This window comes from Sorlinia euscelidii (assembly GCF_036452135.1).
Lineage (GTDB): Bacteria > Pseudomonadota > Alphaproteobacteria > Acetobacterales > Acetobacteraceae > Sorlinia > Sorlinia euscelidii.
Genome location: NZ_JAWJZZ010000003.1, coordinates 201937 through 215862 on the forward strand (window position 1 = coordinate 201937; position 13926 = coordinate 215862).

At 58.5% G+C, this 13926-nt stretch carries 7 protein-coding genes and 2 pseudogenes; 5 read left to right on the forward strand and 4 right to left on the reverse strand.

The window, feature by feature from the left end; genetic code table 11:
* The first annotated feature begins 41 nt into the window (after window positions 1-41).
* A complete protein-coding gene (dapA, locus tag CGLAMM_RS06585) occupies window positions 42-935 on the forward strand; it encodes a 4-hydroxy-tetrahydrodipicolinate synthase (protein WP_394820344.1) in 894 nt (297 codons plus the stop codon).
* 3 nt (window positions 936-938) lie between these two features.
* A complete protein-coding gene (smpB, locus tag CGLAMM_RS06590) occupies window positions 939-1433 on the forward strand; it encodes an SsrA-binding protein SmpB (RefSeq protein ID WP_394820345.1) in 495 nt (164 codons plus the stop codon).
* A 253-nt stretch (window positions 1434-1686) separates the two neighbouring features.
* Here the strand turns inward: smpB and CGLAMM_RS06595 are convergent, their stop codons facing one another.
* Window positions 1687-2361 carry a cold-shock protein gene (locus CGLAMM_RS06595; RefSeq protein WP_319807354.1) on the reverse strand — a complete coding sequence of 225 codons (675 nt, stop codon included), beginning with the start codon at window positions 2359-2361 and terminating at the stop codon, window positions 1687-1689.
* 299 nt (window positions 2362-2660) lie between these two features.
* Between CGLAMM_RS06595 and CGLAMM_RS06600 the strand changes: the two genes are divergently transcribed.
* Complete coding sequence (locus CGLAMM_RS06600; protein WP_418115498.1) at window positions 2661-3671, forward strand: lipid A deacylase LpxR family protein; 1011 nt, start codon at window positions 2661-2663, stop codon at window positions 3669-3671.
* Here the strand turns inward: CGLAMM_RS06600 and CGLAMM_RS06605 are convergent.
* Together CGLAMM_RS06605 and CGLAMM_RS06610 are read right to left on the reverse strand one after the other, a co-directional pair.
* Window positions 3661-5262 carry an EAL domain-containing protein gene (locus tag CGLAMM_RS06605; RefSeq protein ID WP_394820346.1) on the reverse strand — a complete coding sequence of 534 codons (1602 nt, stop codon included), beginning with the start codon at window positions 5260-5262 and terminating at the stop codon, window positions 3661-3663. The two genes, CGLAMM_RS06600 and CGLAMM_RS06605, sit on opposite strands and share 11 nt — an antisense overlap.
* A 154-nt stretch (window positions 5263-5416) precedes the next feature.
* A complete protein-coding gene (locus CGLAMM_RS06610; protein ID WP_394820347.1) occupies window positions 5417-7528 on the reverse strand; it encodes an ATP-dependent DNA helicase RecG in 2112 nt (703 codons plus the stop codon).
* 125 nt (window positions 7529-7653) lie between these two features.
* Between CGLAMM_RS06610 and mfd the strand changes: the two are divergent.
* Window positions 7654-11111: pseudogene (mfd, locus tag CGLAMM_RS06615) on the forward strand (transcription-repair coupling factor).
* 61 nt (window positions 11112-11172) lie between these two features.
* Here the strand turns inward: mfd and CGLAMM_RS06620 are convergent.
* Window positions 11173-12107: pseudogene (locus tag CGLAMM_RS06620) on the reverse strand (LysR family transcriptional regulator).
* Window positions 12108-12194: 87 nt separating this feature from the next.
* Here CGLAMM_RS06620 and CGLAMM_RS06625 point away from each other — a divergent pair.
* Window positions 12195-13871, forward strand: coding sequence for an alpha-keto acid decarboxylase family protein (locus tag CGLAMM_RS06625; RefSeq protein WP_394820348.1), 1677 nt, complete (start codon window positions 12195-12197; stop codon window positions 13869-13871).
* The last annotated feature ends 55 nt before the right edge of the window (window positions 13872-13926 follow it).

Here is a 13926-nt window from a genome sequence, read left to right on the forward strand (position 1 = left end):
TTTCAGGTGAAGATCGGGTTGCCCCCGATTTGGGTAGGGTCATGTCCGCACGTAAGATTTTCCAGGGCTCTTTGGTCGCGTTGCTGACGCCCTTTCAAAAAGATGGGTCTCTGGACCTGCCGGGCCTGACGCGCCACATTGAGTGGCAGATTGAGAACGGCACGGAAGGTTTATGCCCCGCCGGCACAACGGGGGAAAGCCCGACCCTGACGCATGATGAGCATGGGCTGGTGGTCGCTCACACGGTCAAAATCGCCGGTGGACGGGTGCCGGTCATGGCGGGGGCCGGGTCGAACAGCACGCATGAGGCGGTGGCCATGGCGCGCCATGCCAGGGCTGTTGGCGCGGATGGGCTGCTGGTGGTGGCGCCCTATTATAATAAGCCGACTCAGGAAGGGCTCTACCGCCATTACATGACCGTGGCGGACGCAACGGATTTACCGCTTTTTGTTTATAATGTCCCCGGACGGTCCGTTGTGGAAGTTCTGCCGGAGACGCTTAGCCGATTGGCGGGCCATCCCAATATTGTCGGGGTAAAGGACGCAACCGCCAATCTCGTGCGCCCCTTACAGGTCAAGCGTCTCACGAAAAAAAAATTCACGCAGCTCTCCGGTGAAGATGGAACAGCCTTGGCCTTCCTCGCCAGTGGAGGGGATGGGTGTATCAGTGTCACGGCCAATATCGCGCCGCGTCAGTGCGCTCAAATGCACAAGGCATGGCGTGAGGGGCGTGTCGCGGAAGCGATGGATATTCAGCAGAAGTTAACGCCGGTGCATGATGCGCTTTTCTGCGAGTCGAACCCGGGCCCCTTGAAATATGCGGCGGCGAAGCTCGGCCTTTGCGGGGACACGCTGCGCCTGCCGCTTCATGACGTCAGCGTGGCATCAGGAAAACTCATTGATGCTGCTTTGGCCGAGGCCGGATTGACGGGGTAGAGCGTGGCGAGTCCAAAAAAAAAATCAACGCTGATCTCTCACGGGATTGCCGCGCAAAACCGCAAGGCACGATTTAATTACACGATTATCGAGACGGTAGAGGCCGGGCTTGTCCTGAAAGGGGCAGAGGTGAAGAGCCTCCGCCACGGGCGCGCGACCATTACCGAAGCCTATGCGGGAGAACGCGACGGCGAGTTATGGTTGCTGAACGCCTATATCCCTGAATATCAGGGCGGCGTTCTTTCCCGATTTGAGACAAAAGCGCCCCGGAAGTTGCTGCTTCATAGAAAGCAGATGGCGCATCTCCTCGGTGCAGTTTCACGCGATGGTGTGTCTCTTGTGCCGCTGGATATTCACTTCAATAAGCGGGGCGTCGCGAAACTGACTTTGGGTTTAGGGCAGGGCCGGAAGAAAGAGGATAAACGCCACGCCATCGCTGAACGCGACTGGCAGCGCGATAAAGCGCGCCTCATGCGGTCCAAAGGTAAGGATTTTTGAGTCGATGCGGTGTTTAACCCCGCAATCACCAAGCTTCGGATCAGCATCTCTCTCATCGGCTCCCTAAAATAGAGAAGCTGGAGACGCGTGCAAGTTCAAGGCACCGCGTCAAAGCCGCAAGATGATTGAACGCTATGGACATGTTTCAGTAAATGGTGACCACCACGGACAACCCTGGGAAAAGATGCGCGGTTGGCGACAAAAAAAAGGCCGATCGATGACCGGCCTTTTCTTAAGCAATATTGTCGAAAGTTTAACCGGCGTCGATATCAGCAGCTTCAGGGCCTTTGGAGCCTTGAACAACCTTGACATTGACAGCCTGCCCCTCAGAGAGGAAGTTCAAGCCGGAACGCTCCAGCGCGGAGGCGTGGATGAAGATGTCCTTGCCGCCACTTTCCGGCGTGATGAAGCCGAAACCCTTCGTTGCATTGTACCATTTGACGGTGCCACGAAGATCCTGAGCGGAGGAAAGGTCCGGCGCTGCACGCGGGGGACGGCCACCGCCGAAACCACCAGCGCCGCCACGGGCACCGAAGCCACTGCGGGGGCGCGGGGCCTCAGCCGTGCTTTCATCGACAGAAATCACTTCCGCCACCTGACGACCCTTCGGACCCTGGCCGATCCGTACGGAGAGAGTCGCACCGGGGGACGCTGCCGAGAAACCAGCATTGGAGAGCGCATTGGCATGGAGGAAGACGTCGCCCGTGCCATCAGCAAGTTCGACAAAGCCGAAGCCCTTCTCCCCACTGAACCACTTTACCGTGGCGCTGACTTCCGGTCCCGAAGCGACGACTTGAGCGCCGCCGCCTGATGGACGACGATTTTGTGAATTGGGGCGGTCCCCATATGACGGAGCGGACATGAAATCATCGTCAAATCCGCCGCGGCGAGGGGAACGGGGGCTGCGGTCGGTTCTGTTACTTCTCAACGGTCTAATCCCGAGATCTGGGCGCGGTCTCTTCAATAAAGAGAGCGCTGGTGGCGTAAATCAAAATTTTACTGAGAATCGGTCTGCGACGTGCAGCCTAAATCGCACAGGTAAAATTTCTCGACGATACTAGCATGCTTTTGGAAAACCGTGCCACAGGAAAAGGTGTAATAAAATCAGAGGTGTCACAATTTCTGGAAATTAAATAAAAATTTATCAGAACAATTCTAAAACACACATCTCTGTGTCAAGAAATTATAAACTTTTACTCTTAACCAATTTTTGCAAGAGGCGGTTCAATGCTCAAATCCCTCCATGTCGTGCGTCGTGTCGCTCCGTGTGTTCTGGGGGTAGCGTGTGTGGCGCAGGCTGCCGCATCTCCCCCGACGGACGCACGATCAATCTGGACGCTTCAGGCTGAGAATGACGCCGTCTCCACCCTGAAAGGCACTTCCGACCAATATTACACCTCCGGCCTGCGGGTAAACTGGACGTCCGGCACGGATCAGCTGCCGCGATTTTTCGCCCGCATTAATCGCGCTTTGCTGGGTGACGGGGTGCAAAGGATGAGCGCCGGCGTGCAGCAACTCATCTTCACGCCCAGCGACACGCAGGCCAACCCCCCCGTGGCGGGTGACCGGCCTTATGCCGGTGTGCTGCTCGGCACGCTGAATCTGATCAATGACACGGATCTGTCACGTTCCGTCGTCGGGATACAGCTTGGCGTTATGGGCCCTGCCGCAGGCGGTAAGCAGGTGCAGAACGGCTTTCACAGCGTGATTGGTGATTCGTCGAACCAGGGTTGGAATCATCAGTTACGAAATCAGCCCGTCTTTCAGGTTCAGGGCGGACGTATCTGGCGTTTTCCGCTCATCAAGGTGGCGGGTATCGAGACGGATATCCTGCCTGCCATTTCCGCGGCGATCGGTGATTACCGGATTTACGGCGGTGGGGCTGCGACATTGCGGATCGGGCAGGGGCTGAACAGCGATTTCGGCAATGCGACGATCGGGCCGGGCCTCGATGGCACGGACGCTTTTGTCAGGACGAAGCCGGTTGCATGGTATGTCTATGGCGGCGTGGAGGGCCAGGCCGTGGCGCTTGATGCCTCCCTCCAGGGAAATACATTTTACCGATATGGGCCGCACACCAGCAAGAAGTGGGATCAAGGCACCATCCATGCCGGTGTCGCCGTCATGTGGCGTGGTTTGCGCCTCTCCTACAGTCAGAACTGGCAGACGGCGCAATTCAGGCAGTCGCGCGCGGGCCTCTTCAATTACGGGTCCGTCAAATTATCGTTCAAGTTTTAGCTGATTTGCGCGTTTTCAGCGCTTTACGCCGCTGGGGCAATGCCGCCCCCTGCGGCGCCCCCAACAAAAAACCCTGCACCTCCTCATAGCCGTAAGATGCCAGGAAGGCCATTTGCTGCTCTGTTTCCACGCCTTTCGCACAGCATGTGATGTTAAGACCGCGGGCGAGGTGAACAATATGCTGCAATATCCGGCTTGAGCGCGGGTCCGTTCCGAGCTTCGTCAAAAACGAACGTGACACCTTGATTTTATCGACCGGGTAAAGGGAGAGACGCTCCAGGGAAGAATAGCCTGACCCGAAATCATCCAGTGCGATGCAGACGCCCATCGCCCTGATCCGGGCCAACTCCCGATAAACAGCGGCGGAAGGCCCGAAATCCGCTTTTTCCGTCAGGTCGATCTGAAGGCGGGCAGGGTCAAGTGAGACGTCGGAAAGGATGCGCTCAAGCAGTTTCGACAGGCGCTCCTGATAAAGCCAGGTCGGTGAAATATTGACGCAGACGGAAAGCGCATCCTGCCAATTGGCAGCAGCGCGGCACGCTTCGCGCAGGCTCCATTCATCCAGGCGCTCAATCAGGCCGGAGATTTCCGCACATGGGATGAGCGTCGCGGCGGATACCAGCCCATGTCCGGGGCGGTCCCATCGCAACAGCGCCTCGCGCGAGACGATTTTCATAGAAGAAAGCGACGTTGTTGGCTGCCACTGAAATGATAATTCTTTCTTCTCAATCGCCGCCAGCAATTCCTGCTCCAGCCGCTGCGGCGCCTGCGCCGGTGTCAGGCTCTCATCGGGTGGCACATGCGTTTTGCGGCGGCGGTGCCATCCTTTCTTCTCCACTTCCAGATCGGCGATGCGGAGGAGGGACATGGGGTCATGTCCGTGCTCGGGGTACGTGGCGACAGCGAAATTCATGTCCGGTGCATATTGGATGTCACCGATCTGAACCGGGCGGGACATGATATTGCGCAATGTGGAGATGTGGAGATCGACGACGGTGCGATTATCACCAGGTTGCGTGACGAGAATGAAATTTCCCCCGCCGGAATGCCCGATCAAGGCATAATGCGTGCCGCTTTGTGCAATCCGCGCCGCTAATTTGTCGATAATCTGGTTGGCGATATCCCAGCCATAAAGCTGATTGATGTGATCGAGACTTCCGAGGGAAACGCGAATGACGGAAAAACTGCGACGGCGCGGCAGGTGCTTCTCGCCATCCATCTGCTGACGGATAAAATCGAGGCATTCTGACCGTCCCGGCAGGGATTTAACCGAAAGCGTCGGATGCGGCGGGGCAAAAATCGTTGAAAAATAAGGCAGAATTTTCCTCAACCGGGAAAGTGTTTCTTCCGGCGAAGATTTCAGATGGCCGAACTGCGTTACAACGTACGACTTGTCATCATACCGCCCGAAGGCTGTCGCCACCCCCGTCTCCGCGATTTCGATATGCGCGTCGTGGTGACGCAAAGCAGGCATGACGCTTTCAACGGAAGGCAGGTCCACGCGGCCCCGTGCGATGACCCGCACCGGATGTTTTTTATCGTTAAGTGTCAAAAGGACGAGGCGGTCCGCGCCAAGAAGGTGCCGAGACATGTCCAATATCGACTCTTCGATTCGGTGCGACGGAAGATTCGACATTTTTGAAATCCATCTTTCATCACCGGCATCGCGGCGCGATCAGGCCGAGGCCGTGTAATGTGGCGTTAAATGCGCCCAGTTCACCTATCGGGGGACTGTATAACCTATTTTAACCAGATGCGAGCAAATCCCAAGGCTGGTCACCATTAAATATGCGTGTAAGTAACCTGTATTGATCATTGTCATCTGTAACGCCCGATTGTGTTTCACGCCAGTAGGCGTCACTCATTTGACGGGCGATTTCCAATATCTTCTCTAGCGGGACTCCGTTTAACAGGCGGGGGTCCGGCAGGCCGGTCTGGCGTCGGCCGGCAATATCACCCCCGCCGCGCAATCGATGATCCTCCTCCGCGATGAGAAAGCCATCTTCCGTCTGTTTTAGCAGGGCAAGGCGTTGCTGGGCATTGAGTGACGTCGCCTTGTCGAAAAGCAGCAGACAATATGACCGCTCATGTCCCCGCCCGACACGGCCGCGCAATTGGTGCAACTGGGCCAGGCCGAACCGCTCCGCATGCTCAATCACCATGACGGAAGCCTGCGGGACGTCCACGCCAACCTCGATCACGGTTGTCGCAACGAGGATTTTATATTGCCCCTCCCGAAATTGCTGCAATATCGCCTGGCGCGTCGCACTGTCCTGACGCCCATGCACCAGAGCGACTTTTCCGGGGAAGAAACGCGCCAGACTTTCATAACGAGCTTCCGCCGCGGCGAGGTCCAGTTTCTCACTTTCCTCGATCAGGGGGCAGACCCAGTAAATCTGGGCCTGTTCAAGGATTTTGCGCCCGATTGCCTGATAAACCTCGCTTATGGCGCTGAGGAGGTGCAGGGATGTCTGGATGGGCAGGCGTCCCTTCGGTTTTTCATCAATACGGCTTACCGCAAGCTCTCCCCAACGCGTCAAAAGAAGCGTGCGGGGGATCGGGGTGGCCGTCATGACGAGCATATTGACGTTCTCGCCCTTATTGCTCAATTTCACGCGCTGGGTGACGCCGAAGCGATGTTGCTCATCAATGACGCAAAGCCCAAGCTTCGCAAACGCCACCCCATCCTGAAACAAAGCGTGCGTGCCGATCACAATGCAGGCGGACCCATCGGCGATGGCCGCCAGCGCCTCACGCCGCGCCTTGCCTTTGACATTGCCGGATAAAAAGACGGTCCTGACCGGTGAGAGGGCGGAAATAGTCGCGAAGTGCTGTCGCGCCAGGAGTTCGGTCGGCGCCATCATCGCAGCCTGCATGTTCGCTTCCACAGCATGGAGCATGGCCATCAGCGCAACGATCGTCTTGCCGGACCCGACATCCCCCTGAAGAAGGCGGAGCATCGGGCTTGGCTGCGTCAGATCCGCGGCGATCTCACCAATGACGCGTTGCTGGGCGGCTGTCAGCTCATGGCCGAAGCGGCTGAGCGCTTCTTTTTGTAACTCGGCCGTGCCGATCAACGCACTGCCCGTCTGCTGCCGAAGCCGCACGCGCGTTGCACCCAGCGCGAGCTGGTCATGAAAAAGCCGGTCACAAGCGAGACGCTCCCGCGCGCCACGCTGAAGATCCGGCCATTCGCTTTCACGTCCTGGCTTGATCACGCGGTCCGGGGCATGGAGGGTGATTAGGGCATCCTTAAAATGCGGCCATTTCTGCGCGCGCAACATCGCCGGGTCCAGCCATTCCGGGAAAGGGGGGAGGGTGGCGAGCGCGGCGGAGACGGCGCGGCGCATGGTTGAGGTGAACAACCCGGCCGTCAAAGGCCAGACGGGCTCGATTGCTGGGATCATATGCCGACGTTCCGCCGGGACGAGGTAATCCGGTTGCGGCATGGTCAGCCGACCATGATAAAGCTCCACGATGCCTGAGACGGCGATGGATTGCCCGATGGCAAGGTTGCGGATAAAGGCGGAATTGAAAAAGACGAGGTCAATTTCAGCATTTTCATCCCGCAGAAGGATGTGGGAGGGCTGGCGCGGACGCGATGATCGCTCAATGCGTGTGACACGGCCGATCACCGTCAATATGTCGCCCCTGAGGCAGGCCGCCGCCGCCTGCCCCAGCGGGACAGGATGGGCGCGGATTATATAACGGTCCGGCAAGGTCAGGAGGAGATCCATCACGCGATGACCGCCCGCAACTTTCGCCAGCAGGGGCGCCGCGCGGGCCCCGACCCCTGGTAAGGAGAGGAGCGCGGCGTCAAGGGGCGCAAATATATCTTCGGGTTCTGTCTCGTTCATCCATTCACCTGACGGGCTGACACGACAACCCTCAACCGTTATAGGAAAACCCACATGAACAACAAGACGTCTTCCTGAAGGGCGACAGAGTGACATTATAGCGTGTGAGGTAAAAAGGCGTCATCGTGGGGCAGACAGTTGATTATCCGACCCTCTGGGGTGTGCCGGACTCTTATACCGCGTTTTTTCTGCGCACGCGGTTGAGTGAGCATGCGGGGACGCTCGTGCACATCGCGCGGGATGACGCGGCGATCGCGGTTATCGGCGATGTATTGAATTACCTTGAACCCGGTCTGGAGATCCTGCGCTTCCCTGCATGGGACTGCCTGCCTTATGACCGCGTTTCACCCCACCCGGTGATCATTGCTGAGCGCGCCGATACATTGTCCCGCCTTCTGGATGCGCCGAAGGGGCGACGCGTGGTGCTGACGACGGTGGCCGCTCTGGTGCAGCGCGTCACCCCGCGTGATGTGTTTCAAGGGCAGACAATGCGGATTTCCGTCGGGGAATCCTGTGATCCGGAAACATTGATCGCCCTCCTCATCGCGAGTGGCTACAGCCGCACCGACACAGTCAGGGAGCCGGGTGAGTTCGCCAGTCGGGGGGGATCTTCGACCTTTTCCCCCCGTCCGAAGCCGCGCCCCTGCGTATTGATCTCTTCGGCGATGAAGTTGAGAATATCCGGCGTTTCGACGTCCAATCCCAGATCTCAACGACGCCGGTCAAGATTTTTGAATTACGGCCAGTGACGGAATATATGCTGACGCCGGAGACAGTCAGTCGCTTTCGCACCGGGTGGCGGGATGCTTTCGGGCCTTCCTCAGCGCGTGACACGCTTTATGAGCATATCTCGGAAATGCGTCGCCATCCGGGCATTGAGCATTATCTGCCGCTCTTCTACCCGGAACTTGAGAACATCTTTGATTATATCCCGGACGCGGCTGTCAGCGCCGATTATCAGTTTGAGGAAATTCTGCTGAACCGGCTGGAGATGATCAAGGACCATTATGCGGCGCGGCGGGAACTCGCTCATGAGGGCGAAGCGCTCTATCGCGCCCTGCCACCCCACCGGCTTTATCTCGACCGCGCTCGCTGGGATGCCATGCTCAGCCGCCAGAAATGCATCAAGATCAGCCCGTTCGCCAAACCGGATGTCGGGGTCGGGCTGGATGCCGGTGCGCGGGCGGGTCTTGTCTTCACCCGTGGAAAAGACCAAACGCGGGAAGGCGTGTTTCAGGATTTGAAGCGCCAGCTGAAGGATTGGGCGGCGCAGGGGCGACGCGTTTACATCACGGCATGGTCAACCGGGTCCCGCACGCGTATTGCGGCGCTGCTGGGTGATCATGGCCTCGTTTACGAGAATTTTGACCCATGGGCCGATGCGGCGGGAGTCGCGACCGGCATTATCGGGTTGATTATCCTGGGGCTGGAGCGCGGCTTCATTGCAGACCGCGTGGTGTTTATCACGGAGCAGGATCTGCTGGGCGGACGTATCGCGCGCCCACCGCGTCGCAAGCGCAAAGCCGATCAGTTTATTTCAGAAGCCGCGGAGATCAATGAAGGGGACCTCGTCGTCCATGCGGATTACGGCATCGGGCGCTATGAAGGGTTGGAGACCATCAGTGTCGGGGTGGCGCCGCATGATTGCTTGCGCCTGCTTTATGATAATGACCAGAAACTCTATCTTCCGGTGGAAAATATTGAATTACTGAGCCGCTTCGGGTCGGAGCAGAATGGCGTTGCGCTTGACCGTCTCGGCGGGCCTGCCTGGCAGGCCCGTAAAGCGAAGATGAAAGAGCGCATCCGCGATATGGCGGCGGAGCTGATCCGCACGGCGGCCGGGCGATCCATCCGGGAAGCACCTAATCTGGCCCCGCCGGACGGGCTCTGGAACGAATTCTGCGCGGGTTTCCCGTTTATTGAGACGGATGATCAGACGCGGGCCATCAGTGATGTGCTGGAGGATCTCACGTCAGGCAAGCCGATGGACCGCCTCATTTGCGGCGATGTCGGTTTCGGCAAAACGGAGGTCGCGATCCGTGCGGCGTTTATCGCGGCCATGTCCGGGGTGCAGGTGGCGGTTGTCGTGCCGACAACCTTGCTGGCGCGTCAGCATTACCGCAGTTTCACGTCACGATTTTCCGGCTTTCCCATCCAGATTGCCCAATTATCGCGCCTGGTGAGTGCGGCGGAAGCCACGCGGGTGCGCGATGGTCTCGCGGCGGGCCGGGTGGATATCGTGATCGGCACGCACGCGCTTCTGGCGAAAACGATCAAATTTGCCAATCTCGGCCTGCTGATTATCGATGAGGAACAGCATTTCGGCGTCGCGCATAAGGAGCGCCTTAAAGCGTTGCGGGAGGATGTTCATGTGCTGACATTATCCGCGACGCCTCTGCCGCGCACCTTACAGCTTGCCCTGACGGGCGTGCGGGAGATGAGCCTGATTGCGACACCCCCGACAGACCGCCTGGCCGTGCGCACCTTCATCACACCGTTCGACAGTGTGATGATCCGTGAGGCCATACAGCGTGAGCGCTTTCGTGGCGGGCAGATTTTCTGCGTCGTACCGCGCGTCGAGGATATGGAGCGCATGTCCGAGAGATTGCGCGAGATCGTCCCGGACGCCAAAATTGTGCAGGCCCATGGCCGCCTTGCCGCGTCAGAACTTGAGCGCGTGATGACGGAATTTTCAGACGGAAAGCACGATATCCTGCTTTCGACCAATATTGTCGAAAGCGGCCTTGATATGCCGGCCGTGAATACGCTCATTATTCATCGTGCCGACATGTTCGGGCTGGGTCAGCTTTACCAGTTGCGTGGGCGCGTGGGGCGCGGCAAGCAACGGGGTTATGCTTATCTGACCTGGCCGCAGACGCACCCCCTCAGCCCGGCGGCGGAAAAACGGCTTGAAATCATGCAATCCCTTGACAGTCTGGGGGCTGGCTTCACCCTGGCCGCGCATGACCTTGACTTGCGCGGCGCTGGTAATTTGCTGGGTGAGGAGCAGTCCGGCCATATCAAAGAGGTGGGTATCGAGCTTTACCAGCAGATGTTGGAGGATGCGGTGGGTGACCTCCGCCATGCGGGGGAGACGGCGCGCGCGCGGGATGAAGATTGGACGCCCATCATCGTGCTCGGCCTCCCCGTTCTGATCCCGGAAGCTTACGTCAAGGACCTGCCTGTGCGTCTTGGGCTTTATCGCCGTATCGGCGTGCTGGAAGGTGAGGCCGAAGTCGACGCCATGCGTGCGGAGATGATCGATCGTTTCGGCCCGATCCCCCCGGAGGTTGAAAATCTCCTGAGCGTGATTGAAATCAAGAAAGCCTGCCGTCGCGCGCACGTGGAGCGCGTTGAAGTTGGGCCGAAAGGTATGGTCATCCAGTTCCGCAAGCAGCAATTCCCGAATCCGGACGGGTTGACGAAATGGATCGCGCGCAACGCGGCACAGGGCGTCAAACTCAGGGCGGATCACAAGCTGGCCATCGTGCGGGAGATGACAAATGCCCAGCGCATTGCTTATGCGCGGAAGGTCACCGCCGTCCTTGCCCGAATGGTGGAGAAAAAAACGGGGGCACCGTGATCGCTTAGCCGAAACGCCCCGGCGGCGCGTCGTCACATGAAGCGCAAGGCGCCTAAAAGGTTCATACTCGACACGTGCCGCCGGTTTTTCCGTCGCATGAGGCGCAGAGACTCTTCAACAAAATTTCGAAAGCAGTGGCAGCTTTACTGGGTGCGGCACGCGTCGTCGCCAAGGCGATGGTCGCGCGCGGCGTGTCTCCCAGGATCGGGTGAAACGTCACGCCCTGCGTATGGATTTGTTGCAGATAGGCGGGGATGATGGCCACGCCCATCCCGGCAGCGACCATCGGGATCGTTGCCGCGACCTGCGGCGCGGATTGCCCCAATTGGGGAGAAAAACCGGATTGGAGGCAGGCGGAGATGATCGTATCGTAAAATCCAGGCCCGAGATGACGCTCAAACAGAATTAATGGATCCTCCGCGATTTCACGGAGATGAAGCCCCTTCGCCTTTGCACGCGGGTGTGTCTCAGGCAGGGCGATCACGCTGGGCTCATCGATCAAGGGGCGCACGACGATATCGGCATCGAAAACGGGGGGCGGACAATGGCCATATCGACCTGGCCGAGGCGCAGTGATGCACAGAGCGCCGGCGTATTGCTTTCTTCCAGCGTGACGGTGACGCCAGGCTTTTCACGCCGAAAGGCGGAAATTGCCGCCGGTATCAGCGGAAGAAGCGAGACACCGCCCGCCATACCCACCCGCAAATGACCCTGATCTCCAGCCCCCAGCGCGCGGGCCAGAGTCTCGAATTCCTTCGCCAGGGAGAGAATGGCGCGCGCACGTTCAACCAGGACGTCACCAGCCGATGTCAGCGCCGCCCCGCGGCCCGAACGATCAAAAATGCGCACGCCGAGATCATCTTCCAGCCTTTTGACCTGCTGGCTCAGAGGGGGTTGCGCCATATGCAACGCTTCCGCCGCCCGCGTGAAGGTTCCGTGATCTGCGATGGCGGTGAGAAAGCGGAGGTGTCGCAACTCCATATCGATATCCCCCATATATGGAAATTGGCTTAAATATATATTGGATACGCATCGGGGCAAGTCCTAACGTTTCCGCGTGGCAATGGTAAGGACTTTTCAACGATGACGTATACAGTAGGCACGTATCTGGCGGCGCGACTCAAGCAAATCGGTGTGGCGCATCATTTCGCTGTCGCCGGAGACTATAATCTTATCCTTCTCGATCAACTCCTCGGCTATGATGGGCTGAAGCAGATTTACTGCTCCAATGAGCTGAATTGCAGCTTCGCGGCTGAAGGTTATGCACGGGCGCGCGGTGTGGCGGCGGCGATCGTGACATTCGGAGTTGGCGCCCTTTCCGCAACAAATGGCATTGCCGGGGCCTATGCGGAAAACCTGCCCGTCATCCTCATCTCCGGCGCGCCCAATTCCAACGATCAGGGCTCCGGGCGCATCCTGCATCACACGATCGGTAAAACAGATTATAATTTTCAGCTTGAAATGATGCGGCCGATCACCTGCGCGGCGGTCGAGATCAATGACGCTGCCACAGCGCCTGAAAAAATCGATTACGCCATCCGCACCGCTTTAGCGGAGCAGAAACCCGCTTATATCAGCATTGCCTGCAACATTGCCGACGCACCCTGTCTGCGTCCCGGCCCGATGACGCTCAACCGCCCGCTTCGGAATCATGATCGGGCCAGCCTCAAAGCCGCGCTCGACGCAACATTGGATTGGCTCGAGGGGCGTGACAAACCAATGATCATCGTCGGGAGTAAACTCCGCGCTGCGCAGGCGCAGAAACCGGCCATTGCCTTGGCCGAAAAAATGGGGAGCCCCGTCGCCGTCATGGCGGCCGCGAAATCCTTTTTTCCGGAAACGCACCCTTCTTTCCGTGGTGTCTACTGGGGCCTCGTGAGTGACCCGGGCGTGGAGGAACTGATCAACGCGTCGGATGCGGTGATTTACCTCGCGCCTGTCTTCAATGATTTCTCGACAGTGGGTTGGCATGCCATGCCAGAGGGTGAAAACGTGCTCGTGGCGGACCCTGACCGCGTGACATTGGCGCAAACCACCTATGATGGCTTCTCACTCGTCGAATATCTCGATGCCCTGACGGCGCAACTTGCGCAGAGAGGCGCCATCGCGGCACCTGATGCGCCGCGTCCCTTTAACCCGACACCCACCCCGCCCGACGCGCCCCTCACCAATGATGAGATGACGCGTCAGATACAGGGCCTTATGACGTCCGACACGACGCTATTCGCGGAGACAGGGGACTCGTGGTTCAATGCCATGCGCCTGAGCCTACCCGCGCACGCGCGTCTCGAGCTTGAGATGCAATGGGGCCATATTGGCTGGTCGATCCCCAGTATGTTCGGCAACGCGATCGGGTCGCAGGGGCGTCGCCATGTCGTGATGGTCGGTGATGGCTCCTTCCAGCTCACGGCGCAGGAGGTCTCTCAGATGATCCGTCAAAAATTGCCGGTTATCATCTTCCTTATCAATAATCGCGGCTATGTCATTGAAATTGCGATTCATGACGGGCCTTATAATATGATCAAAAACTGGGATTATGCCGGTTTGATGGATGTCTTCAATGCAGAGGACGGCCATGGGCTGGGACTTCATGCGAGGACCGGGGCGGCGCTTGATGCGGCTATTCGACGGGCGCTCGCCAATAAGGAGGGCCCGACCCTCATTGAATGCGCGCTTGACCAGAAAGACTGCACCAAGACATTGCGGGATTGGGGTTTGCAGGTCTCTGGCACAAACGGGCGCCGGGCCCAGATTTCCTGATTTGCCGCGGATTTTCATTCTCGCCCCCACGTTTGGGCGCCTCGTATGTCGGGGC

Bases quoted from the DNA above. Each gene is read 5' to 3' on its own strand.
- dapA (WP_394820344.1), top strand. From the start codon at position 42: ATGTCCGCACGTAAGATTTTCCAGGGCTCTTTGGTCGCGTTGCTGACG.
- CGLAMM_RS06600 (WP_418115498.1), top strand. From the start codon at position 2,661: ATGCTCAAATCCCTCCATGTCGTGCGTCGTGTCGCTCCGTGTGTTCTG.
- CGLAMM_RS06605 (WP_394820346.1), bottom strand. From the start codon at position 5,262: ATGTCTCGGCACCTTCTTGGCGCGGACCGCCTCGTCCTTTTGACACTT.
- CGLAMM_RS06610 (WP_394820347.1), bottom strand. From the start codon at position 7,528: ATGAACGAGACAGAACCCGAAGATATATTTGCGCCCCTTGACGCCGCG.
- CGLAMM_RS06625 (WP_394820348.1), top strand. From the start codon at position 12,195: ATGACGTATACAGTAGGCACGTATCTGGCGGCGCGACTCAAGCAAATC.